Raw genomic sequence first — 25,890 nt, forward strand, 5'->3', positions numbered from 1 at the left:
TGCAGATTTGAATTTAAGTTTTGAGTAATTATTTTGAGTAAACGTTACCTTTTTATATGCGGGGATCCTAGATCAGGCTCGACAGCATTAAATTAATTGATTAACCTTCATCATGAGTTGTTGCTCACTACGGAGCGGTACTTTAAGACTATTTACAATGATAAAGAGCTATTCCCTAAGATGTTCACGAAGAAAGATCTTCTTGATTACAGTCAAAGTCAAAGCTTCTGGGCGTCTTTTAATGAAGCTAAGTATGTTGAGAAATTTTACGAAAGATCTTCATACATCGGTGAAAAAATGCTCTTGTTATATAAAAGGTTTGACTTATTAGCTTCGAATTTTCCTAAGGAAACTAAAGTTATTTTTATTCGTAGAAACCCCTTTGAAGTAGCTTCAAGTCAAGATTATAAGGTAGCAGTGTCTGATTGGAAAGATGCAGAGCGCCAATTAAAATTGTTTGCAGATAAGTTAGATATTTTGGAAATAAATTATGATGAACTTTTTAAAAGTGATTACGATAACTCAGTATTTTGCATCTCTCGAATAACTGATTTTTTAGGCGTTCCTGAATTCTCCCAAAGTCCTTTATTAGAATGCGAGGCAAGATTTTTCTCTAGAAAAACGCTTAATCAGATTAACTTAAGTGATGAGGAAATAGATTATATAGAAAAAAATGTTGAGGTAAGCTTTCAATGAAAATAGTGATAATTGGAACCTCGAACTCAGTGATAGGTGCTAAAGGCTACCTAAAAGCTTTGAGACTTGAACATGAGGTAATTCAACTGTCTTGCGGAAGAGTGCCCTTTTATTATCATATTATGATGATAATAAAGCATAAAGAACTAATTGAGTCTTCTGATTTGTTAATTGTAGATCATTATATCAATGATATAGGCGTGTATGCGCATAAGTTAGGGAAAGAGATGTTTGTGATCGTTATAACTGGGTTGTTCATGCCTATTGTCTGATGAGCAACCACTACCACCTTCTGGTTGAAACGCCGGATGCTAATCTTAGCAAAGGGATGCGGCAGTTAAACGGTGTATTTACTCAATCAATGAATCGTAAGCATCATCGTGTCGGGCATTTGTTCCAAGGGCGATACAAGGCTATTTTGGTTGATAAAGAGACTTATCTGCTTGAGTTGTGCCGTTACATTGTCCTGAATCCTGTTCGGGCAAAAATGGTTGATTCTCCCGACGAATGGTTGTGGTCTAGCTGGCATTGTATGCTGGGAAATATTGATTTGCCTGACTGGTTATCGACAGATGCTTTACTTAGGTTATTTGCTGCAAACCGTAGTGAAGCGATTCAATTTTATATTGCATTTGTTAAAAATGGTGTTGGTAAAAGGGTATGGGATGAGTTGCAGCATCAGATATTTTTAGGTGATGATGCTTTTTGTCGCCAGGCATCAGGCAATGCAGGAGGGAGTGGCAGGTGATTTACTGGAAGTTCCTTTTAAGCAGCGCAGCGCCACCCTTTAACACTGGAAGAATATCAAGCACAAGCTGATGATAAACATCAGGCAATAGCTAATGCTTACTGCTCTGGTGGGTATACACAAAAACAGATAGGCGATTACTTTGGTTTACATTATTCGCAAATCAGTCGCATTGTTGCAAAATACAATAGTGGCTCTTGAACCACTATTTCTTTGAAAAAGACGCTTATAAACGTCATTAATGACAACGAGTAAATATAAATGAAAAAAGCATTAATCACCGGTGTCACCGGTCAAGATGGCTCCTATTTAGCCGAATTTTTATTGGAAAAAGGCTACGAAGTACACGGTATTAAACGCCGTGCTTCATCACTTAATACAGAACGAGTCGATCATATTTATCAAGACCGACATGCCGCTAACCCGAAGTTTTTCTTACACTATGGGGATTTAACCGATTCATCTAACTTAACCCGTATCATTAAAGATGTGCAGCCAGATGAAGTGTATAATCTTGGTGCGCAATCCCATGTTGCAGTATCTTTTGAATGCCCAGAATATACCGCTGATGTTGATGCTATGGGTACGCTACGTTTATTAGAAGCGATTCGCTTTTTAGGCTTGGAAAAAAAGACCAAGTTCTACCAGGCTTCTACCTCTGAGCTTTACGGTGAAGTACAAGAAATTCCACAAACAGAAACCACGCCGTTTCACCCACGTTCACCTTATGCTGTAGCTAAAATGTATGCCTATTGGATTGTGGTTAACTATCGTGAGTCTTACGGCATGTATGCTTGTAACGGTATTTTGTTTAACCATGAGTCTCCACGTCGTGGTGAAACCTTTGTAACCCGTAAAATTACCCGTGCAATTGCCAATATTGCCCAAGGGTTAGAGCAATGCTTGTACCTCGGTAATATGGATGCATTACGTGATTGGGAGTCATGCTAAAGATTACGTACGTATGCAATGGATGATGTTACAGCAAGATGTAGCTGATGATTTTGTTATTGCCACGGGTAAGCAAATTTCAGTACGCGAATTTGTTAGAATGTCCGCACTAGAAGCGGGCATTGAGCTTGAGTTTAGCGGTGAAGGTATTAACGAGATTGCAACTGTCACTGCTGTCAGTGGCGATAATGCCCCTGGCGTTAAAGTAGGTGATGTGGTTGTAAAAGTAGATCCACGTTATTTCCGCCCTGCAGAAGTGGAAACCTTATTGGGTAACCCTGCTAAAGCAAAAGCTAAGCTGGGCTGGACACCAGAAATTACCGTAGAACAAATGTGTGCTGAAATGGTGCAACATGATTTAGGTAAAGCTAAGCAACACGCTATTTTAAAACATCATGGTTATGATGTTGCGGTGGCAAAAGAATAATAAATTGTAGTTAGTATTAATGCCAACTTCGAGTTGGCATTTTTGTTAACGAGTTGGAATATTATATGAGCTTTATTACTCAATTTTTTCACCAATTTGATCATGTCTTGTGCTTATCACTGGTACGCTCACATGATCGAAGGATTCATATTAATGAGTTAGTATCACTGCATAATATTAAAAATTTACAGTTTTTTGATGCGATTAATGCTGATGACCCCATTGTAGAAAAGTATTATTTAGAGAAAAAAGTAAAGCAATTCCCCAATTGTTTTAGATGTGGTGAATTATCTTGCGGAAAAAACGATTGTAATAATACGCTTATACCCGCTCAGGTTGCTACATTTTTAAGTTACATTAGTTTATGGGAGTATGTTGTCGAGACAGGAATAACAAATGTGCTTATTATTGAAGATGACATTATAATTTCTGATTTGGCTACTCAGCATACCGAGACTTATATTAAGAAAAAACTGCATATTAAATCTGAGCTCTTATCTGAAAAACCTATGTTGCTCCGTTTTGGTTGGGCTTTGTCTGATGAGCATGAATCATCAAAACAGATTGACTTCGATGCTAGTCTTGTAAGAATGTCTAATCCTGCTCATGCAATTAATCAGCTTATGGCCAAGCTATTACTTGAACGTTTTTCTCGAATTGATACGACAGTTGATATTTATCAGCATAAAGTAATATGTAATAGTATAAATTCAAAAACGGCTTTTCCACCCATCTTTTACGAGATGTCTTGGAGCACGGGTGAAGTTGAGTCCCTTATACATCCCAAGCAAATTAGGTTAGATTATTTAATGTTAGACAATATGCAAAAATCAACTGAGTTTGATATTGCGCAAGAGCGATTACTTCAACATAAAAAACATACAACTGTATACCCTATATTAGCTTTAGGCCACCCACGATGTGGCTCTGGTTATACAGCTTCTTTGCTGAAAGCATTCAAACAAAATGTTGGGCACGAGCAGTTATTAACGGATGGGATTTGCTCTTGGATGTTTGCTGTTTTTGATCAGTACCCTTTCGCTGGTAATGATGGTGCAAAAAATAGAGACTTTAAATATTTTGAACATATTATTCACCATGTTAGATCTCCGTTAGATGCTATTTCTAGTATAATCAGGGACGATAATCATTCAGAGATATCTAATGGGTTTAGACGCAAACATATTATCAATAAATTTGATGTTGATATAAATCAATATGAGTGTTCAATTGATAAAGCCGTTGCAAGTTATGTTTATTGGAATAAAATAATTGAAAATCAAAACCCGCATCTAACGTTTAGAGTTGAAGACCAACAAACAAAATTATATGAATATTTATTGAATAATAAGTTAGTAGATTCTGTTGTTGATCCTAAAAGCTTGCCATCAAAGAATGTAAATAAAGACAAGAAATATAAAGGTAAACATTACGATAAACAACACTTAACATACCAAGATATCTTAAGTATTAATGTAGGATTACGACAAGAACTTAATAAATTATGTCGTAAATATGGTTATGATGAGTTTTTAACAGATCAAGAACACGCAACTATTGTGCAAAAAAAGATTGATTCAGATACTCAAAAATTCAGTAAGCTCACATTAGAGCCACGTGGATGGAATAAGTCTGCTGAGTTATGTATGCCCGTTGATACTTTGGGCAACCCATTACCTTGGTGGACTTATCCCGCTATTGAATTTGTTGAGAGTATTATTACCAAAAACACTCGGGTTTTTGAGTTTGGGTGTGGCAATTCTTCTTTATGGTGGCAGGATCGTGTCTATCAGGTGGTCAGTGTTGATCATGACTCTGTGTGGGTGGAAAAAATTTCAAAAAAAATATTTTTACCTAATATTGTTTTTCCTCGTATAGCGTTAACTGAACACAGCCCAAATGCACAAAAAATTTATGAAACTTTCGTACGTAACAATCCAAGAACTTCATTTGAGTATGACTCGGACAAAGTCACACGAAGAGGTTTAAATGATAAGGATTTTATCAGTTATGCATCATCCATATTAAGCCAACCTGGTAAATTTGACTGTATTGTTATTGATGGAATGGCGCGAAGGCTTTGTTGCTATTTTGCTATCCAAAAATTGTCTGATAATGGCATTATTATTTTTGATAATTCTAATCGAAGTGATTATCTTGAAGGTTATCAATATCTAATCGAACAAGGTTTTTATCAAATACGTTTTTCTGGGACGGTTCCTGGAGCTCATTTTCCGTCTTGTACTTCACTTTTTATCAAAAGTTTAGATGCTTTACCCAAAATTGTATTTAACAAACCCGCTTTTAACATTCCTGAATATTAGAGAAATAAGATGAAAAAAGTATTTGTAGCAGGCCATCGTGGCATGGTGGGCTCGGCGATAGTTCGCCAATTAGAAAAACGTGGTGATGTTGAGATTATCACTCGTAGCCGTACAGAGCTTGATTTAACCAATCAGCAAGCGGTAGCTGATTTTTTTGCTGATTCAGGTATCGATCAAGTTTATCTCGCTGCAGCAAAGGTTGGGGGCATTCATGCTAATAATACTTACCCTGCTGAGTTTATATATGAAAACCTAATGATTGAATGCAATATCATTCATGGTGCTTATAAAGCCGGTGTGCAAAAGTTATTATTTTTAGGCTCATCGTGCATTTACCCTAAGTTAGCGCCCCAGCCAATGCAAGAAACGGCCTTATTAACTGGTACATTAGAAGAAACCAACGAGCCATATGCCATTGCTAAAATTGCCGGTATTAAGTTATGTGAATCGTATAATCGCCAATATGGGGTTGATTATCGCAGCGTGATGCCAACCAATTTATATGGCTGCACGATAACTTTCATCCAGAAAACTCTCATGTTATCCCTGCATTATTGCGCCGTTTTCATGAAGCGGCACTTCGTGGCGACAGTGAAGTGATTGCCTGGGGCAGTGGTAAGCCGATGCGTGAGTTTTTACATGTTGACGACATGGCGGCAGCCTCTATTCATGTTATGGAACTGGATAAAACCATTTATGATGCCAACACTGAACCAATGCTAAGCCACATTAATGTCGGTACTGGTGTTGATTGTACTATTAGAGAATTAGTTGAAACGGTAGCTAAAGTCACAGGGTTTAATGGCAACATTGTTTGGGATACCACAAAACCCGATGGCGCTCCACGTAAGTTAATGAATGTTGATAGACTGGCCGCATTAGGCTGGCAATATTCGTATAGCCTTGAAGCCGGATTAAAAGATGCTTATGAATGGTTTTTAGCCAATCAAGATAACTTTCGCGGGTAATCCCGCTATTTGTTAACTCATTCATTGAATGTTCAAATAAAAGCCTTGCTCAAAGTGCTTGTCGCTTATTATTTGTAGCTTGTAGCTTGTAGCTTGTAGCTTGTAGCTTGTTACTTGCTACTTGCCACTTGTTACTTGTTACTTGTTACTTGCTACTTGCAGCTTGTCACTTGTCGCTTGCCACTTGTCGCTTGTTACTTGTCACTTGTTACTTGTCACTTGTCACTTGTCACTTGCAGCTTGTCACTTGCCACTTGCCACTTGCCACTTGTCGCTTGTCGCTTGTCGCTTGTCGCTTGTCGCTTGTCGCTTGCTACTTGCTATTTGCCACTTGTTACTTGCTACTTGCTACTTGTTACTTTCCACTTGTCACTTGTCACTTGTCACTTGTCGCTTGTCGCTTGTCGCTTGTCGCTTGTCGCTTGTCGCTTGTCGCTTGTCACTTGTTACTTGTTACTTGTTACTTGTTACTTTCTAGTTGGTCATTTATGTTCTTAGATAAAAATACTTTTACAACCGTTATTGATTCAACCCCGTTAGTGTCTATCGATTTACTTGTTGAAAACTCCCAAGGGCAATTTCTATTAGGCTTACGTAACAATAAGCCTGCTCAGGGTTATTGGTTTGTTCCAGGTGGACGAGTGTTAAAAAATGAGACGTTGGATGACGCATTTTCTCGACTTGGTCAACAAGAGTTAGGGGTTACAATAAACCGCAACCAGGCGGTGTGTCTTGGAGCCGTTTGAGCATTTTTATACCGATAGTGTGTTTGGTGATGAAGTTTCAACGCATTATGTTGTATTAGGATATAAAATACGGTTAGATATTGATTTAGCGGCATTACCAGCCCAACAACATCAACAATATCGTTGGTTTACCCGTGAAGAAATGATCAGTCGTGACGATGTGCATAAGCACAGTGCATGGTATATTGATTAATATTAAATGACTTACATATTAGATAGAGCAACTAAATTATGCTTAAAAAAATTGAAAAAAATTAAAACAACAAATGACTGCACCAGCGCCGTTACAGCAATATCAGTTTCATATTGATATTGTGTCTGCTGAGATGATTTCTGGTTGGGCATTCAATAAAGAGGCTAAAAACACACCAGCCAAAATCGAAATTTATTCTGGGTCTACCTTATTATGGCAAACCGTCGCTGATGCGGCGCGTGAAGACTTAGCGGCAGCAGGCTTTGGTGATTCAGCCTTTTCGATAGTGCCTAATCCATCAGTATTAAAAGAAGATATTAGCCAGGTTGATGTGTACATCGACGGCCATAAGGTTAACGAGCAAGCTTATCCTTTAGCGTTAAATGTGCCAAGTGTAGACGACTATACCTGTTATGTTGATGCCGTAGACAAGGATAAAGTGATTGGTTGGTGTCGTCATGTGAATCAAGATGAGCGCCGTGTTGTGGTAGAGCTAAAACATAATGACACAGTACTTGCTCATGGTGTTGCCGATGTATTTCGTGACGATTTGCTGCAGGCGAATATTGGTGATGGTAACTACGGTTTTAGTTTAACGCTAAATAAAGCCAACTTCCCAGCTGAATTAGTGAGCTGTAACGTGTACGTGGATGGCTTACTGAGCCCTGTGGCTCCGATAGAGTTGCAAGCCAGTGCACAAGAGATAGAAAAAGCCAAGTTTTTAGCTAAGTTTGCGAATGAGTTGGGGGATTTTCAACAATTAGTGGCAGCAGAAGCTGCACGCATTGCTGAACAAATTGAGTCTGCTACTGCTGAAAACGAACAAACTTCAATGAATACGGTTGTTAATGTGGCGATGAGCAATATTGCTGAACTTTCTGCCCGTATGAGTGTGTTAGAAAAAGTATTAACAGCCCATTACGTTAAATAACGGCTCATTTATTTCAACGCAGTGGTGACAACCGTTATGTTAGAAAACCAACAAAGCCCAGTGATGGGCTACATTGATGTGCTTGACTCTGGCAGGTTATTGGGCTGGGTGTTTAATCCTTTAACCCCAGATGTGGCAGCGAGTTTTTATGTTTGCCTCAATGATAATGTAGTCACTCAGGGCATTGCTAACTTGTTTAGAGAAGATCTTAAACAAGCGGGTTTGGGCTCTGGGCATTGTAGTTTTTCAACGCCAATTGATTTACCCCTGCATGCATTGGCTGGTAAAACCTTGTCACTCATTGATGAACAAGGTTTACCGATAGCAAATGCAAGTTTTGCTATTTCTGCGGGTGAGCCGCCTTTTATTATCGAGCTGCTGGCATGCCAACCTCGCCAACTTCAGTTTGTTTGCCAAAGCACCGAAGAGGGTGAACTTGAGCTGAGTTTGTATTGCAATGAACAGCTTTTAACAACAAGCATGGTTCAAGTTGCTGCTGGCAATCATCAATTTACGCTGACCATACCACCACAATTTAGCTGGCTAACTGCTGGCTTTTTTCGTTTAGCTGTTAATGGCTTACCTTGTTTTGTGTGGGGCGATTATATTGAACTCTTGCCCTTAGTGGCAGAACCTATTGATGTGGTTCAAAAAAGTCGTCAACAAAAAGGTTGTATTAATACCAATCGATTAGCATTACTTGCAAACAAAATTAACGCTGTTGCTGCGGATGGTTTAGACAGTGCAAATGCGATTAATGCGTATCACCATTTAACGCAGAATAGCCCCAATAGTGTTAGTTTTCCACATGTCACTAAGCCTAGGGTTAGCATTATTTTACCGTTCACTTTCTGTGATAATAAAAGTGCTAATGGCAGAATGAATGACAGTGATAATGTCACTGCAGATTTAAGCAAGTTATTAGCGTCGCTGTGTCTCAGTATGCCTAATGACGATTACGAGGTTGTAGGTCTAAGCCATGTGTTAAACAACAACGGCATAAACAATCATGCTAATAACATCGTAAATGTAGATATTGCTGCGCAAGCAAGCTTGGCAGAAATAATGACGGCACTATTAAGCCGAGCTAAAGGTGAATATATTGTTTATTGCCCAAGCCATTGCGAATTGGGTATAGCAAGTATTGACCGTTTGGTTAATGCATTGATGATTGAACATGTCGGTTTTGCCGCTCAACGCCTTGTTGATGATACCGGGTTATTGGTTGACAGCTCAGGGGTACTGAGCGAACTCTCTACTCAAATGTCTGCTCAAATGCCTACTGAACTGACTGACAGCCCGCACCGATATTCTGCTAATGACAGCCGTAAGTGTTTTGTCAAAGCGATTGATTTTGCGATTGGCACGGCGACGGCTTACCGCAAGTATGACCTATCTTTACAATCAATTCCGTCTCACTGCCAGAGCATTGAAGATGTGTTGTTTTATTGGCAGTTAGCGTTTAAACAGCAAGGCAGGGTTGGGCTTGAGGTGTGTGAAACCCAAGATTATTGCCACAATGAGCCTAATGTTAATAAGCCATTCGTTTCGCTCATTAACCCGACGTTGTTACAACAGAGTAGGCAACAGTTTGCCGAACAGTCAACGCTTTCAGTGGTGACAGGCCAGGCAGTATTGGGCACAGTGATGATGTTAGATATTCAGACACCATCACCAGACCAAGATGCTGGCTCGTATGCTGCGCTGCAAGAGCTTAAATTAATACAGTCTTTAGGTTACAAGGTTATCTTTGTGCCGATGAACTTTGTTGAGTCTGATCGCTATACCGCTCAGTTACAATCGCAAGGGGTAGAGGTGTGTTATGCACCATATTACCCCACATTAGGCGATGCGATTTGTCAGCGTTTGCCGGAGCTGAGTGCGATTTATATCACCCGTTATAATGTTGCGACTCATTTTATTGATTTTTTAAAACAAACCGCGCCAAACCTACCGATTATTTTTAATAATGCCGACTTACACTTTTTGCGTGAGATTCGATCCGCTTTAGCCATGCAATCTACGCCAGAGCATACTCAACAAGCTTTAGCGAATGCTTTAAACACAAAACGGCTTGAGCTTGATGTGATCAGCAAAGCGGATGCCGTGTTGTCGTACAATGACACTGAACACGCAGTGATTACCTCGCATGTGTTAAGGCAAGACAATATCTTTAAATGCCCATGGGTATTGGATGAAAAACCGTCACCGGCATCGTTTGAAAGCAGAGAGGGGATTGCCTTTTTAGGCGGATATCGCCATTTACCGAACGTAGACGCGGTTGATTATTTTATGACTCAGGTTTTCCCTTTATTAGTAGACGAAGACCCAAGTGTTACGGTGTATTTTTACGGTAGCAATATGCCTAATACCTTTACACAATATCACCATCCGCAAGTTAAGTTTGTTGGTTATGTGGAAGAGTTGAGCGCGATTTTTCAGCGCCATAAAGTATTTATTGCGCCGTTATTGTCTGGTGCCGGGATTAAAGGCAAAGTGCTTGAGGCTACAGCGTATGGGCTGCCTAGTGTGTTGTCGCCAATTGCCGCCGAAAGCACAGGCTTAAGCCATAACATCAGCACGCTTATTGCTGAGACGCCACAACTGTGGGTGGAGCATATATTGTCGTTAAATAATGACAAATCTCTGTGGAGCCGATTATCTCATAACCAACGGATATTAGCCGCTGAGCAGTATTCTTTTGAGCAAGGCCGAAACAAAATGCGAACCGTATTTGAGTTTTTAGGGATGAACAGTTACTAGGGTTCTAGAGCCTTTTGGGAGCAGAATATTAGTACAATGGATATTTTTAAATGATAAACAAAAAAATTCTTTCGGCAGCGGTAAAAATTATGCCGAACAGATTACAAGATAAAGCAATATGTTCAGCATTGAATTTATTATTTGTTAAAAAAATAACGTTAGATGCTGATAAAACGGTATCTGTTAGCGTAAACGATTTAAATAAGCAGTGGTTTATGCGCTTAACAGCCAAAGGGTTTACGCCTTTAGCTCAAAAGGTGGTTGGCGATAACCATATACAATTAAGTACAGATTTAGCGACTATTTTTGCTGCACAACGTCGCAGTCAATTAATTAATGCTCTTGAAAGAGAGGCGATTTGCGTTGTTGCGAATAATCAAGACAAGCAAGCCTTTTTAAGTGCATTTGAGGCGATTACTCAACCGCAAATAGATAATATTGTTAATCGTGGATATCGTTTTTTGCGGATGACACCTCCCGCGAGAATTGACATCAACAAAGTGGTTTTTGACGATATAGAATGCCAGCAAGATGTCGATTTTATTCGTGATCATGCGGTTAATATCGAGAAGACCGATTTACCGAAAGCCTTAAGGTTGATGGAGATAGCTCACAAGGCGCGCCCAGAAGGCCTTTTATTCGTGATAAAGTGGTTGAGTATCGCAAGTTACTACAGTCGGAATAATTTTTTTTGTGCAGTTTACCTATCGTATCGAGGGTGTTAAATGAAGATTACAATTGCAGGTACAGGCTATGTTGGTTTGTCTAATGCGATGCTGTTAGCGCAGCATAATAGCGTTGTCGCGTTAGATATTATGGCTGATAAAGTTACCATGCTAAATAATAAACAGTCACCGATTGTTGATACCGAAATTGAATACTTTTTAGAGAATGTCGATTTAGACTTTTGTGCGACATTAGACAAACAGCAAGCTTACCAAGATGCTGACTTTGTGATTATTGCCACACCAACAGATTACGATGCAGTCACAAACTACTTTAATACCAGTTCGGTTGAAGCGGTGATTAGCGATGTATTAGCGATTAACCCTAACGCGGTTATGGTGATTAAATCGACTGTGCCTGTTGGCTACACAAAAAATGTTAGTGAGAAGTTTAATACTGACAATATCCTTTTTTCACCCGAGTTTTTACGTGAGGGTAAAGCACTACACGACAATTTGTATCCGTCACGTATTATTGTGGGTGAGCGCTCAGAGCGTGCTAAACAGTTTGCTGATTTATTAGTGCAGGGGGCAAAAAAAGATAACATCGAAGTGTTGTTTACTGACTCGACAGAAGCGGAAGCCGTTAAGCTGTTCTCTAATACTTACCTTGCCATGCGTGTTGCCTACTTTAACGAGTTAGACAGCTATGCAGAAAGCCATGGTTTAAACAGCAGACAAATTATTGAAGGGGTGAGTTTAGATCCGCGTATTGGTGGCCATTATAACAATCCTTCTTTTGGTTACGGTGGTTATTGTTTACCAAAAGACACTAAACAATTACGTGCTAACTATGCTGATGTGCCTAACAGTATTATTGGTGCCATTGTTGAGGCAAACCGCACTCGTAAAGACTTTGTGGCCGATTCAATTTTGAGCCGAAACCCTAAGGTGGTTGGCATATATCGTTTGGTGATGAAATCGGGTTCTGACAACTTTAGGGCTTCTGCGATTCAAGGCATTATGAAGCGCATAAAAGCAAAAGGAATTGAAGTGGTGATTTATGAGCCTGTGATGACCGAGCCTGAGTTTTTTCACTCCAAAGTCGTCAATGACCTTAATGAGTTTAAAGCCCTAGCTGATGTGATTGTGGCAAACCGTATTGACGATTTGATTGCCGATGTAACCGACAAAGTATACACCCGCGATTTATTTGGTAGTGATTAAGGACGCTTTGCTAAAAGGTCGCTGCGCTGCAAGGTCGCTACGCTGCAAGGACGCTGCGCTGCAAGGACGCTGCGCTGCAAGGACGCTGCGCTGCAAGGACGCTGCGCTGCAAGGGCGCTGCGCTGCAAGGGCGCTGCGCTGCAAGGGCGCTGCGCTGCAAGGGCGCTGCGCTGCAAGGGCGCTGCGCTGAAAGGACGCTACGCTGAAAGGACGCTACGCTGAAAGGACGCTACGCTGAAAGGTCGCTTCGCTGAAAGGCGCTGCGCTGAAAGGCGCTGTGCTGAAAGGACGCTGCGCTGAAAGGACGCTGCGCTGAAAGGACGCTGCGCTGAAAGGACGCTACGCTGCAAGGACGCTACGCTGAAAGGACGCTACGCTGAAAGGACGCTACGCTGCAAGGACGCTACGCTGAAAGGACGCTACGCTGAAAGGACGCTACGCTGAAAGGACGCTACGCTGAAAGGACGCTACGCTGAAAGGACGCTGCGCTGAAAGGACGCTGCGCTGAAAGGACGCTGCGCTGAAAGGACGCTACGCTGAAAGGACGCTGCGCTGAAAGGACGCTGCGCTGAAAGGACGCTACGCTGAAAGGACGCTGTGCTGAAAGGACGCTGTGCTGCAAGGTGGCTGCGCTGAAAGGTGGCTGTGCTTCAAAAAAGCCGTCACTTTGTACGTAAAATCAGCAGTAGTGAATGGTTATACCCACAGTAATACATGTTCATGTTTACTTCATTGTGCCTGCAACATACACTACTTACCTAATTTCAGGGATTTGAAGCCATTGTCTGTAAGATAGTTGTTGTGTCCTGGTGAGTATATTTTTTTAGTCATAAACATCATGGTGTTCGTTAATAATGGCAAATGTAACCGAATCAAGAGTGCACGAAGCACGTTTTACGTCTTTTGGGACAACATTTATGGGGCCGTTGCTGAGTTTTTTTGCACAAAACTTAGTTAAAAATGTGCCAGAAAAAGCTCCGCTGTATTTCTTAGCCCGTGAAGGTTATTGGTTACAACAAGCTTACAAGCACTATCTTTGTGGTGCTGACATACAACGTGAAAGCCATTATTTACTCGTTTCGCGTGCCTTTCTGTTTAAAATATTACTCAGCGATAGCCGCAGTTATGCTTATTCATTGAAAAGCAGCTTTAGCGGTGCCTTTTATGATCTCATCCGCACGCGGTTTTTGTTATCTGATAGCCAAATAAAACAAATTTTTGGTGAAGAGATTACCCAAGAATTGGTTTATCTGCCTGAAGACAGAAAGAAAATTATCGATACGCTTAATCAGCACAAAGATCGAATCGACGATGTTATCACGCCAAGCAAGCAAGCCTACTTGAGTTACTTAGACACCTTAGGTGTTATCCAGCAAGACACTTTGCATTTAGTCGACCTCGGCTATTCTGGCACTATTCAATCTTTGTTAGGGATCTTACTGGATAAAGATACACACGGACATTATTTGATTTCGTCAAATCCTGGTGAACACGTCATCGATAATCACAATGCGACCATGCAAGGTTACTTAAAAGAAAATGTGAAAATTGGTGATGGTTACTTACCACTCGATAGGTCAATGTTTTTAGAGTCGTTGCTGACTGCGCCTTTTGGCCAGTTTAGAGGCATTCGGTTAAATACCTTCGACCCCACTCAGTTTGATTTTTATTATGGTCGAAAAGTGGCTTCGCAACGCTATTTTCATGAGTTAGAACAAGTGATGATAGGTACGCTCGATTATTGTAAGCACAGTGCAAAGCACGGTATCACTTTTGAGACTGAAGAGCTTGAAATGCTCCTAGGCAGTTATTTAAGTAAAGCCAATATAGTTCCTCGTGGTGTCACACATATTTTTGATATTGATGATGACGTCACCGGCAACGGCACGGTCAATGCCCTTCAATTTTTTGGTTTAGCATAATGATTAATAAACAGTTCGTAAAAACAAAAATGCCTGCATTATTTAACTTTGTTAAGCAGCAACCATTACTCTTTCGTGTAGCAAAAAGTGTCGACAGACGACTGAGTGCACGAGCCTACGCTAAACTTAATACCGACAAAAAAGGTTACACTCAAGAAGAAGTGCAACACTTACTTAATTTAGCTAAAGCTCAGGGATTATTTGACTATGCTTGGTATAGCGCTAACCAGTGCCGGGTATTTACCTGTGAACAAGAAGCCTTTGAAGATTATTTAACAAAAGGTGCGTTTTCGTGTGTTAACCCAAGCCCCGCCTTTGATACGGAGTTGTATTACAAGTGTAATACCGATATTTATTTACAAGGTGAGCAAGCGTTAGTCCACTACATGAGCCATGGTAAAGCAGAAGGGCGCATGTCGCCTCCAGCAACGCCAAAGTGGCACCCCAAAGCAATCGAAACCACGGCTGACGGAGACGCCACTGAGCATAAAATCGCCATGTGTTTTCACGTGTTTTATGGAGAATTTATTGACTATTACTGCAAATCACTCGAAAAGTTCCCGCAGTCTGTTGATGTGTTTGTGAGCGTAAGCAGTGACGATTTAGTCGAAAACGCACAAACGCAATTTGCCGCATGCAGTAAAGTCAACAAAGTTAAGGTAAAGGTTGTGCCCAATCATGGCCGCAACTTTGGCTCTATGCTGGTAGAGTTTGCGCAAGATTTACAAGCCTACGACTTGTTTTGCCACATGCACTCCAAAAAGTCGCTTTATTCTGGGCGTGCACAAACTCAGTGGGCAGATTACTTAGGTGAGTACTTACTTAATGATCAGCATGTGATTAAACAGCTGCTAAATCATTTTCGTGATTCGCCAAAAACAGGCATTTATTACCCCACATCGTTTTGGATGATGCCTAACTGGGTTAATCATTGGCTTAAAAATAAACCTCATGCACAAAAAATGGCCAAAGAATGGGGCGTAGAGCTTGCTGAAGATTTTTTAGCCTATCCTGCAGGTGGTATGTTTTGGGCAAGACCTGATGCCTTAAAGCAATTGTTAGGCAAACAATACCAATATGATGATTTTCCTGCCGAGCCGTTGCCTAATGACGGTTCAGAGTTACATGCTTTAGAGCGAATGTTAGGTTTGCTGGCTGAAAAAAATGGTTATCAACAACTATTTTATTACCCAACAACGGGTCAGTTTACCTTTGATGACAGTTTTATATTGGCGCAATATGTTAATAGCCAAGAAGGGATGCGCAATCAACTGAGTGGTTTTGACCATATCAGCTTTGATGTTTTTGATACCTTAGTGCGCAGACGTTACTTTGTGCCAGATTATGCCAAGCTATTGCTCGGTAAAGCATTGGTGTCTCAAGGTGTGGTTAATGACGCTCATGAGTTTGTTGCCAAGCGAAATCAAGCTGAGTTTGAGGTACGTAAAGCAAAAAACTTTGTCGGCGACGTCACTATTTTTGAAACTTATGCTCTTTTAGGCAGTCAACTTGGTTGGTCTGAATCTCAATCAAGCCAGTATGCTGAGCAAGAGTTTGCTTATGACCTTGAAATGATTGAGCCCAAAGATGAAATGGTTGATTTATTTAATGAACTGCTGTTAAAAGGCAAGCAAATAACTGTCGCGTCTGACACCTATTATACCCTAGACCAGGTGGCTTTAATGCTCGCTAAAGTTGGCTTAAGCGCAGGTTATGAGTTACTTGTGTCGAGTGAGTTAGGTAAGCGAAAAGACAACGGCACACTATGGCAACACATCAAAGCCAGTCTGCCAGAAGGAAAAACCTTTATTCATGTGGGCGACAATGCCGTTGCTGACGCCCAAATTGCAGGCGACTTCGGTTTGCAGAATTTTCATATTTTAAACCCGCTAGACAAATGGCATGCAGCAGGTTGGGCGCACCCATTTAAGGGTGAGTTAAGTTTAAATGAAACACAGATCCTAAAATGGGATTCGTTGGTCAGCGATTTTGGCCGTTTTCCTTTTTTAGGTGAGTAGTATTATGAAACGAAAAATATTTTTGCACGTTGATCCTCATAAGACTGGAACAACACTTATTCAGAAAGTCTTTCTAGATAATCAATCCGAATTATTTAGAAATGGTTTATTTTATCCTAAGAAATATGTTCGAATTTTTGGTCATCACCACTTGCGAGATCTTATAAAAGATAGAGCGCTAACACAATTAGACCACGACTTCTTTAACGATATTAATTCAAATATATTATTATCGAGTGAGGATTTTATTACATTCTCCGTGGACGATTTTAAATACTTAAAAAGTTATTTTAATGAGTTTGACGTTAATGTTATTTATAGTTGGCGCCGTTCAAGTTTAAAAATGTATTCAATTTGGCAAGAGGTTGTTAAACATGGCCAATCGATTTCTTTTTTGAGTTTTACCACGAGCATTTAGCTAAGCCTGGACAAAGCTACATGCTGTCTGCTGATCTTCAGGTGAGTCGATTTGTTAATATATTTGGACATGATAATGTTCATTTGATTGATTATGATAAATCGTGTGCAGATAATAATTTATTAGCATCGTTTTTTTCTATTGTTGGTTGTGAGTATAAACCTGAATATTTGGATGGGTCTAAAAGTAAGATTTCCTCTAATGTGTCTTTGAATCCATATGACACAGAGATAATTAGAGTGTTAAATTCATTGATGGCTGAAAAATATAATCTTGTTGGTAATATAGTTAGGGAAACATATCTAGAAAATTATTCTGATTTAGATGGCGAAATATTGGTAAAGCTAACAAATATAATGAAAACTATGCTTGTTGAATTATCTGTAGGTGATTACTTTATTGATAAACGTGTTGAAAGAATAATGTCTGATAAGTTTAGTGATAGATTTGTTAACTTTGACAATAATGTTTATAAAAATAAAATTTGTATTGTTAGAGAGAATTGGTTGTTGAATAAAGATTCATTTAGTTTACTTAATGAATTAGCTGACCAGCTAAATGAGAAAGTAAAAAATGTCTAACTCTATTGTAAAGTCAAAAGTCAAGCTTGTGGCGATTGCAAAAGACGAAGCGGCTTATATTCCAGAATGGGTTCATCATCATTTATTTTTGGGTTTTGATGACATTGAGATTTTTATTAATCGCACCACGGACAACAGTGAAGCTGTATTGAATAGCATCAGCCAGCATTACCCTAATGTTAGTTGGCAGTATGCTGATTGGATTGATTGGTGCCCCAGCGGAGCAAGTAAACATATTCAGTTTATTACCTATGCTAAAGCCATGTATGACTGCCAACAAGCAGCGGGTTTTACCCATATATTCTTTTTAGATATTGATGAGTTTTTAATCTTGGATGGATTAACTTCATCAATACATGAGGTTATTGGCCGTTACCCACAAGCCACTCCTGTTGCATTTGAGTGGATAAACGATTGTACACCAGCAGCTGCCCCTTTTAGCCGATTGCCTTTGACATTGACAGGTAATTTGTCACCACTGGTTAAAACCTTATTACCAGTCAATATCGGTATTAAAGAGTTTCGCCATCATTTACCTTTATTTACACAGCCCATTGATACGCTGCTCGTTGATGAATCAGTGTTTAAAGGGCAAGATAAAATTGAGCAAGCGCTTGATAAATCGGTTAACTCCTTAAAGTCGAGTTTTATTTATCATCGGGCACATCGCTCACAGTATGAGTATGTGTCGTTGTTGTACCGTGGACGCCCAGGGGATAACTTTGCCTATAAAAGTAACCGACGTGGTTACCCTAAATTAACTGCTAAGTCTTGTCGGGTTGTATTAGATGAGCCTACATTTGCTGAATATCAGTCCAGTTATGCTAATTTTATTGACTCTATCGATAGTGCCTCTTTCGTTGTTGAAGCTGAAAAATTTGTGTGTGATCGCTACCAGCACTCGATTGACAATATAGACAATCATTTATCACAAGATTATCCCTTGATGATGAGGTTATTTTCTGGTGTGACCGATGAACACGTATTAACGGCATTTAAGCAATATAGATCCAAATTGATTGCATTAGAACCCAATAATGTTGATTTATTAATACGACTATCTAGTGATGCACAACAGCAAGATATTAATGAAGCGATTAACATTATATCGTTGGCTAAAAAGATTAGGCCGAATGGTCCGCTGATTAATAAAAGATTAGACCAATTAGTACAATTAAAGTCGTCTTTATCCGCTACAAAGGAGCGTTAACGATGAAAGCTAATCCTATCATCATCTCATTAACCTCTTATGCAGAGCGCATTAATGTAGTGCATCTTGTCGTTGAATCGCTTAAAAAGCAAACGTATCAAGTGGATAAAATTGTGTTATGGCTTGATGAAACTGAGTTAAGTCGCCGGCAGTTACCGCAAGCGCTAGCAGCACTTGAAGATGAGTTGTTTGAAGTTCGTTTTTGCCCTAATTATAAAAGCTATAAAAAACTTGTGCCATCATTAATGGCATTTCCTGATGCCCACATTATTACCTTTGATGATGATATTATTATCCCAGCAAATGTAGTGGAAGCTTTTGTTAACGCCCATATAGCGCACCCAAAAGCGATTGTTGCCAGCCGTGGCCGAGTGATTAAACGTGGCGAAAAAGGTTTGTTTGCAAGTTATTCTGAATGGCCATTAGTTAAAAATGACGCCACCTTATCGGCACCGTTTGCTATTATGCCAATTGGTTATGGCGGTGTTTTTTATCCGGTGGGTAGTTTACATGCAGATGTAATTCAGTTTGATGTGTTTTCTGATATCGCACAAAATGCTGATGATATTTGGTTTAAAGCAATGGCGATGTTAAATGGCACTGAGACGGTATTGCTTGCACGCAAGTATTCAGAAAAATTTAAATTAATCGAAAACACACAAGAAACAGCATTATATTTAACCACCAATGTTGAAGACCGTAATGTTAAAGTGTTTAATGCAATATTACAGGCTTACCCGGAGCTTAGTGATATCATTCGGTCTAACGATTTTATGCAAGTCATGGGTGACGGCCACTATCTTGCGCAAGCGATAAATCAGCCTAAACTGTTTGAAAATGCAAAAGAGGCGGCTGATTTTTATCGGGATTGCGCTTTAAAGATGGAGTCTGTAGATCTTAGTTTAGCCATGTCGTTAATGCAAAAGGCGCGAGTTTTTAGGCCTAAAGGCTCTATGATTTTAAAGAAAATTGCCCAGTATAAAAGCCAGTTAATAAAGAGTTAATATGAAAAAAATAGCGGTATTAGGTTGTTTTAGAAGCGGCACAAATTTTTCTAAATCGATTTTAGAGTCTAATTTTGAATGTGAGGTTCGCAACAATTTATTGGGATGGAAGCATGGATTTCTCCCTATTATTTCAAATGACTCTGCAGTGACTTATGATGTGTCGTATGATGCGGCTTATTTTGTCACTAAAAATCCTTTCTCATTCCTAGTTTCGTTACATAAATATTTTGTCAGTGCCCGCTTAAATATTAAAGCTGAACGGGACTTTGGTGATTTTGTTAAGAGCAGAATTATTATTTTTGATGGTAGTAACCCAAATTCTGTCCAGTTAAGATTTTCATCGCCTGTAGAGCTGTGGAATGCCATGAACTGGAACTATCAGTCGAGTAAAGACCTTATTCATGTTCGGTATGAAATGTTGCTTAAACACCCTAAAGCAACTGCAAGTAAACTTGCAAACAAATTGGGGATTTCGGCTAAAGAACAAACCTTTGTTGTGCCGAAGAACGAAGTAAAAAGAATGAATGATAAGCAAGAATATACTAGCCTTAAAGACATGGAAACAAACAAAAAGTTTAAGGCGAGTGCTTATTTAGATAATACTTATATGGATAATTTTGATGCTGATGCAATGTCTTTTGTTATGGCTAATCTTGATGCCGAATTGGTTGAACGTTTAGGGTATACTGAGATGATTCAAGCGTTGATAAATAGTAAGTAATCTCGCTTTTCGTTTAAACTTTTTTGATTGTAGTCGTTTGATGATAGTTGGTTGATGATGTTTATTGTTACAAAGAACGATTATGATTTGCATAAAATGCTGAGCGGAATAATTTCAGGCTTCAAGTTATGACCCTTAATGTGCTTATCCATATTGGCCGCCGAAAACCGGAACATCGGCTATTCAATATTGTTTGCAAAATGATAGTGAACGTTTAGCGAGTTTGGGTATTTATTATCCAAAACATACCACCGATATCAATGGTATTAGCTCTGGTAATGTTAATAGTATCTATGACGTTATTGATGGTGAACGCGCCCTGAGCAAAACTAAGTTTTCTGAGCTGGTTTCACAGTGTAAAACATCAAATATGCATACTTTGTTGCTTAGCTCTGAATTTTTTTCGAGCGATTAAGTGACCTTGTTGATTTAATACCAACAGCACGTTTTATTGCCTATATACGCAACCCATTAGACAGTTTCGAGTCTTTGTATAATCAATCTGTAAAAAGACACCATCATATTAAACCTATCTCCAGACGAGCAACATTGCCGCGCTTTTATTTAGCGAAACTGGATTCGTTAGTAGAACAATATTCAGCAGATAGATTTATGTTGCGTTCATACAGTTCATCTGGCTTTGAAGGTGGTAGCATTATTACTGATTTTTATAGTGTTCTGTCTATTGAGGCGCCCAGTAATGTCGTGAAGCAGATAAACTTGTCTTATTCTTTTGAAGCTTTGGAATTCAAACGATGGCTCAATGTGTTTTGTTCACCGACTCTTGCTTTGCAAGCCGACAAGTTACTGCAGGCATTTAATTCGTCACTACAAAAGTTTACTTTGTTAGATCAAGCTGTTTTTGAACGGTATAAGTTTCAAGCTTGTGAGTATTTAACCCTTTTTTGTAAAAAACACAATGTTAATCAGGGTGATAGGTTGTTGCGTGATGTGGGGGGAAGTATATCGAAACCTTATATTGAGCAAAAGTTGAGCTTTGAGCAGTTTAAAGTTGTCGCTGATTATGTTCACGAAAACGATATCAAATTATATAAAATGATATGTCATTCACTTTATTTAATGTCTTATCATGCTTGCTTTAAGAGTGAGTTTGGACAGTATTTTGTGAGCCGTTATACGCTATCAGAGGTGTCAAATACAACAATGTTTAAACAACGACTAATCAACTTTGTTAAATCACTTTTAGGTCATTCAGTTGCTAATGATGATTCTGAACATTTAACTGCAGACGTTGATCGTTTAAGAGAAAAGTTAAATATATCCGATGAGTTTAGCGATGCTGATTTATTGCGTGAAGTTGCCATAATAGCAGAAAAAAATCGCGATATAGGTTTGGCTTACCATTTAATGAATCGTGCTCAACAACTTAGGCCTAATGGTTCTTTGATTAGAGCTAAAATGAAGTATTACGAGAGTAAAATCGGTAATCAAAAGCGCGAAGATTAATGCGCGTCGATAAGGATATTGTAGTTGCAAATAGTCAGAAAGTTACTGGTTAAACTTACCAAGTCGGTGATGAGTGTCACCCCTAAAGCTTGGGTATTATGGGCAAAAAATCACCCTAAATTAGTGGCGGCGTATAGCCGTAATTTGCATAAAAGTGGTTTGCTTTATCAGTTGCAAACCATGGAAGAGCTGACACGCTCTTACACTGCATACCAACAATATCAACAACACCAAATTACAGAGCTCGTTCCGTCGCCTGAGTCGCTCTGGGATAATGTTACGCCCAACAATGTATTAATTTGTGTGCCTTCCTTTGATGCTGAAGCATTAAAAACAACATTAACCAGTATTGCTGAGCAACATACTGCTTTTGCTAATGTGTTGGTATGGTGTGATACACAAGATACTGTTGCGTTGATGGCTGTGCTTAGCCAGCATCTTGATTGCGACTTTAGCCTGATTACCGCATTAAGTGAAGTGCCTTATGATATGGCTCATCAGCCCTGCTTTATGTTGTTTTCTGGCGATGTGGTCGCCCCTTTTTTATGTACCTTGCTACCTAAATTGATTACCCCTGCAACTCATATTGCTTATGTGGATAGTGATGTTTGTGATAGCGCCGGTAGCCGAAGCTTTCCTGATTTTAAACCTGACTGGAACCCTGATTTACAGCTTACTGCAGGGTATGTGAGTTCGGGCGTGTGGGTTGATAAATTAAGTCGTGTTGAGGCTCATGTTGGCCAGTCATGCCGATTAACCCCATTCTTAATCAGTCAGTTTTTATGCTTGTGTTATGTCAATGGTAATGAGGAACGCATTGAGCATATTCCACTGGTATTAGTGTCTCGCCCAGAAAATGTCGCCCCTTTTAATTTAGCTGCCCCATTACTGGCAGATGCATATCGGCCATTTGCCGATATCATTGCTTCAAATTTGCCTACATTAACCTTGCGCTGGAAGTTGCCATCATCGCCTTTAGTGTCGATTATTATTCCGACGAAAAATGCAATGGAACTTGTAAAAGCTTGTATTGATTCTATTTTACAAAAAACGACTTATTCTAATTATGAAATTTTGTTGATAAACAATGGTTCTGATGACATTGACTGTATAAACTACTTTGTTGAGCTAGATAAACACCCCAAAATTCGTGTTATTGATTACGATAAAGCGTTTAATTATTCTGCCATTAACAATTTTGCTGCTAAGCATGCAAACGGTGATGTGTTAGCGCTGGTGAATAACGACATTGAAGTGATTTCGCCTGACTGGTTACGGGATATGGTGAGCCATGTGTTACGAGATGATATTGGCTGTGTTGGGGCAAAATTGCTGTTTTCGGATGACAGAATTCAACATGCAGGTGTGGTGATGGGCTATGGTGGTGGTGCAGGGCATGCGCACAAGTATTTTCCTGCTGATCACTTTGGGTACATGAACCGTTTGGTGGCGAGCCATAACTATAGTGCGGTCACCGCAGCTTGTTTATTGATCACCACTGCTGATTTTTGGGCTGTAGGTGGCTTGAACGAACAAGACTTAGCGATTGCATTTAATGATGTAGACTTGTGTTTGAAAGTATTGCAGCTAGGCAGACGAAATCTGTATTGTGCAGAGGCGGTGTTGTATCATCATGAGTCTGTTTCTCGCGGACATGAAGATACCCCTGAAAAAGTGTTAAGATTTAAAGGTGAGTTGTCTTATTTACAGACTCATTGGCAGCATGTGATTGCTGCTGATCCGGCTTATAATCCTAATTTGACCCTGAGACGTGAAAATTTTGGGATTAAAGATTTTTTTATAAGTGATTGATTTTAAATGGTTGGTTGGTGTTTCATCGTGTTTTTTATGTAATCTACACTTTTTTATGACCGATTTAGTATGTCTTTTAGATGACTATTTTTAGGTTTTTTTATTTTATACCGAGATCACATGAGTCAGAACCTAGCGTCAAATAGTCAGTTTATTGTGCAATCATCTTTCCCTTTGCCAGACAAGGTTGACACGGTATGCGGCATGTCTGTATACATCAATGACCAGTTAGCATGGGTTAAGCAGGCCGTTGAGAGTGTACTGAATCAAACGATGGCACCCGATTTATTGGTGGTAGTACTAGACGGTAATGTGTCTGATGACATCTCTCTGTATTTGTCTAAAACCGAGAAGCTACATGGTAATTTTGTACTTGTGCATGGTTTGGTAAATCGTGGCCTTAGTGTATGCATGAATTATATCATTGAGATGACACTTCCATTAATGCCTAAATATTTTTTCAGGATGGATGCTGATGATATTTGTGTATTGCATCGATTTGAAAAGCAAATTACTTTACTTGAAAAACATCCTGATGTTGATGTGTTAGGCTCGGCTTTGTGGGAAATAGATGAACATGGCAATCGAGCTGGGATCCGCCGCTTACCCTTAACTCACTCTAAGTTACTTAAGTCATTTTCTCGCCGTTGTCCTATTAACCATCCTACTGTTGCGATTCGGTTTTCTGTTTTTGAGCAGGGGCACCGCTATTTACCTGAGATGTTAAATACCCAAGATTATTTTTTATGGATTGCGCTAGCCGCAGAACGGTAAAAAGTTTGCCAATGTGCGCGAGCCATTGTTGCACTTTAGGCGCATTAACGGCTTTTATAAGCGTCGTGGTAGAGGTAAGTCGGTTAACGAGTTTAAAGCGCGTTTACTGGCTATGGAGCTTTTGTCTCAGCGGTCGATACAGAACTATTGTTATGCTCTATTGGTGTTAACGTTGCGAATGATGCCAGCTTGGGGCATAAAATTTGCGTATAAGTGCGATCGTTTTTTACTTAATTTGAAGAGACATCATTAGCCATGATTGGCGCCATTCTTGTTGTTTACAATCCAGATTTAGCGTTAACAGAACGTTTGTTAACTCGTCTGTATGGGCAAACCGAAGAGGTTATTATTATTGATAATAGCCCGAAGCCGCATAACTTTAAAAAAGTGATTGAGCATTACACCTATCTGCATTTTCCTGAAAATATTGGCATTGCTGCTGCTCATAATGCAGGGTTAATTCATTTGCTTAAGCTTGGTTGTGAGTACGCGATATTACTTGATCAAGACAGTTTAATCCCTACTGATATGGTGTTTAACCTAAGTAGTTTACTTAAAGCGTCTAAAGCGATGAAACAAGAGATTGTGGCCATTGGCCTAGGATACATTGCTCTTTTTCTGATAAAGGGGTGCGCTCTTTAGTGCAGCGTGAAGTGTTTGACTACGAACAATTAGTCGGTGTCACTCAGATTATTGCTTCTGGAATGATGATTGATTTAAGTGCCATTGATGAGGTGGGTTTAAAAGACGAGTCGCTGTTTATTGATGGCGTTGACCATGAGTGGTGTTGGCGTGCCCGCAGTATGGGGTTGTCGATAGCGCGAGCGAAGCAAGTTGAGATGATCCACCGTTTAGGTGACTCAAGAAGCAAATTTATTGGCGTTACATACAAAGTAGGCGCACCGATAAGATTGTATTATCAGTTTAGAAATATTTTACTGTTAAGCCGTCGTCCTTATGTGCCGACATATTGGAAAGCTCGTTGTTTGTTTTTTATGCCGATAAGGTTCTTTTTAAATAGCGTCATGCAAACCAATAAACGTAAACGTTTTACGTACATGGTTAGAGGTATTTGGGACGGATTATTAGGCCGAACAGGTGCTTATAACAAACATTGGCCTCATTGATACATTTTTGGACTAACTAAGTTCAAAATGATGATTTTGGTGAGTTAGTTTTTTTATTTTTATCAAGAAAAACGTCCGTATATATGGTAAATTGTCGCCATAAATGCGTTGAAAATGAGATTTACGTCAGTTATTCGTTTTGTAAAAATACGATTTGAACCGGCACATACGCTTGTTCAACATGGATATTGATT

General features: G+C 39.5%; 21 protein-coding genes and 3 pseudogenes. All 24 read left to right on the plus strand.

The window, feature by feature from the left end; all coding sequences use genetic code 11:
• Positions 1 to 180 precede the first annotated feature (180 nt).
• The gene (locus N4T56_RS03470; RefSeq protein WP_261732230.1) at positions 181 to 696 is read left to right on the plus strand and encodes a sulfotransferase; all 516 of its coding nucleotides are present in this window, start codon (positions 181 to 183) and stop codon (positions 694 to 696) included.
• Positions 697 to 931: 235 nt separating this feature from the next.
• Positions 932 to 1,444: pseudogene (locus N4T56_RS03475) on the plus strand (transposase); the annotation flags it as partial.
• Positions 1,445 to 1,489: 45 nt separating this feature from the next.
• Positions 1,490 to 1,645: a helix-turn-helix domain-containing protein gene (locus N4T56_RS22650; RefSeq protein ID WP_390904107.1), complete on the plus strand. Its 156-nt coding sequence runs from the start codon at positions 1,490 to 1,492 to the stop codon at positions 1,643 to 1,645.
• A gap of 60 nt (positions 1,646 to 1,705) precedes the next feature.
• Positions 1,706 to 2,822 (plus strand): annotated as a pseudogene (gene gmd, locus N4T56_RS03480) (GDP-mannose 4,6-dehydratase).
• A 65-nt stretch (positions 2,823 to 2,887) separates the two neighbouring features.
• The gene (locus tag N4T56_RS03485; RefSeq protein ID WP_261732231.1) at positions 2,888 to 5,146 is read left to right on the plus strand and encodes a glycosyltransferase family 25 protein; all 2,259 of its coding nucleotides are present in this window, start codon (positions 2,888 to 2,890) and stop codon (positions 5,144 to 5,146) included.
• A 9-nt stretch (positions 5,147 to 5,155) separates the two neighbouring features.
• Positions 5,156 to 6,114: pseudogene (fcl, locus tag N4T56_RS03490) on the plus strand (GDP-L-fucose synthase).
• 488 nt (positions 6,115 to 6,602) lie between these two features.
• Entirely contained in the window at positions 6,603 to 6,860 is a 258-nt protein-coding gene (locus tag N4T56_RS22355; RefSeq protein WP_315903001.1) for an NUDIX domain-containing protein, read from the plus strand.
• Positions 6,847 to 7,053 carry a hypothetical protein gene (locus tag N4T56_RS22360; RefSeq protein ID WP_315903002.1) on the plus strand — a complete coding sequence of 69 codons (207 nt, stop codon included), beginning with the start codon at positions 6,847 to 6,849 and terminating at the stop codon, positions 7,051 to 7,053. Before N4T56_RS22355 ends, N4T56_RS22360 begins: the two co-directional genes overlap by 14 nt.
• Before the next feature lie 73 nt (positions 7,054 to 7,126).
• On the plus strand, positions 7,127 to 7,984 hold the full coding sequence (locus N4T56_RS03500) for a hypothetical protein (RefSeq protein WP_261732232.1): 858 nt from the start codon (positions 7,127 to 7,129) through the stop codon (positions 7,982 to 7,984).
• 36 nt (positions 7,985 to 8,020) lie between these two features.
• On the plus strand, positions 8,021 to 10,747 hold the full coding sequence (locus N4T56_RS03505) for a glycosyltransferase (RefSeq protein ID WP_261732233.1): 2,727 nt from the start codon (positions 8,021 to 8,023) through the stop codon (positions 10,745 to 10,747).
• 89 nt (positions 10,748 to 10,836) lie between these two features.
• Entirely contained in the window at positions 10,837 to 11,472 is a 636-nt protein-coding gene (locus N4T56_RS03510) for a hypothetical protein (protein ID WP_261732234.1), read from the plus strand.
• Positions 11,473 to 12,639, plus strand: a complete 1,167-nt coding sequence (locus N4T56_RS03515) for a nucleotide sugar dehydrogenase (protein ID WP_261732235.1) — start codon at positions 11,473 to 11,475, stop codon at positions 12,637 to 12,639.
• 854 nt (positions 12,640 to 13,493) lie between these two features.
• On the plus strand, positions 13,494 to 14,561 hold the full coding sequence (locus N4T56_RS03520; protein WP_261732236.1) for an HAD family hydrolase: 1,068 nt from the start codon (positions 13,494 to 13,496) through the stop codon (positions 14,559 to 14,561).
• Positions 14,561 to 16,579: a rhamnan synthesis F family protein gene (locus tag N4T56_RS03525; RefSeq protein ID WP_261732237.1), complete on the plus strand. Its 2,019-nt coding sequence runs from the start codon at positions 14,561 to 14,563 to the stop codon at positions 16,577 to 16,579. Before N4T56_RS03520 ends, N4T56_RS03525 begins: the two co-directional genes overlap by 1 nt.
• 4 nt (positions 16,580 to 16,583) lie before the next feature.
• A complete protein-coding gene (locus tag N4T56_RS03530) occupies positions 16,584 to 16,997 on the plus strand; it encodes a hypothetical protein (protein WP_261732238.1) in 414 nt (137 codons plus the stop codon).
• Between the two features lie 20 nt (positions 16,998 to 17,017).
• Positions 17,018 to 17,578, plus strand: a complete 561-nt coding sequence (locus N4T56_RS03535) for a hypothetical protein (protein ID WP_261732239.1) — start codon at positions 17,018 to 17,020, stop codon at positions 17,576 to 17,578.
• The gene (locus N4T56_RS03540; RefSeq protein ID WP_261732240.1) at positions 17,571 to 18,788 is read left to right on the plus strand and encodes a glycosyltransferase family 2 protein; all 1,218 of its coding nucleotides are present in this window, start codon (positions 17,571 to 17,573) and stop codon (positions 18,786 to 18,788) included. The genes N4T56_RS03535 and N4T56_RS03540 overlap by 8 nt, the downstream gene beginning before the upstream one ends.
• A gap of 2 nt (positions 18,789 to 18,790) precedes the next feature.
• Entirely contained in the window at positions 18,791 to 19,792 is a 1,002-nt protein-coding gene (locus N4T56_RS03545) for a hypothetical protein (protein ID WP_261732241.1), read from the plus strand.
• A 1-nt stretch (position 19,793) separates the two neighbouring features.
• Positions 19,794 to 20,516, plus strand: coding sequence for a sulfotransferase (locus N4T56_RS03550; RefSeq protein WP_261732242.1), 723 nt, complete (start codon positions 19,794 to 19,796; stop codon positions 20,514 to 20,516).
• A 549-nt stretch (positions 20,517 to 21,065) separates the two neighbouring features.
• Positions 21,066 to 21,983 carry a hypothetical protein gene (locus tag N4T56_RS03555; protein ID WP_261732243.1) on the plus strand — a complete coding sequence of 306 codons (918 nt, stop codon included), beginning with the start codon at positions 21,066 to 21,068 and terminating at the stop codon, positions 21,981 to 21,983.
• Positions 21,984 to 22,007: 24 nt separating this feature from the next.
• Positions 22,008 to 23,795, plus strand: coding sequence for a glycosyltransferase family 2 protein (locus N4T56_RS03560; protein WP_261732244.1), 1,788 nt, complete (start codon positions 22,008 to 22,010; stop codon positions 23,793 to 23,795).
• Positions 23,796 to 23,915: 120 nt separating this feature from the next.
• The gene (locus N4T56_RS03565) at positions 23,916 to 24,569 is read left to right on the plus strand and encodes a glycosyltransferase (RefSeq protein WP_261732245.1); all 654 of its coding nucleotides are present in this window, start codon (positions 23,916 to 23,918) and stop codon (positions 24,567 to 24,569) included.
• 255 nt (positions 24,570 to 24,824) lie between these two features.
• Positions 24,825 to 25,211, plus strand: a complete 387-nt coding sequence (locus tag N4T56_RS03570; protein ID WP_261732246.1) for a glycosyltransferase — start codon at positions 24,825 to 24,827, stop codon at positions 25,209 to 25,211.
• Positions 25,211 to 25,696 carry a hypothetical protein gene (locus N4T56_RS03575; RefSeq protein ID WP_261732247.1) on the plus strand — a complete coding sequence of 162 codons (486 nt, stop codon included), beginning with the start codon at positions 25,211 to 25,213 and terminating at the stop codon, positions 25,694 to 25,696. The genes N4T56_RS03570 and N4T56_RS03575 overlap by 1 nt, the downstream gene beginning before the upstream one ends.
• The last annotated feature ends 194 nt before the right edge of the window (positions 25,697 to 25,890 follow it).

The sequence above is a fragment of the Shewanella phaeophyticola genome, from assembly GCF_025398315.1.
GTDB classification, from domain to species: Bacteria; Pseudomonadota; Gammaproteobacteria; order Enterobacterales; family Shewanellaceae; genus Shewanella; species Shewanella phaeophyticola.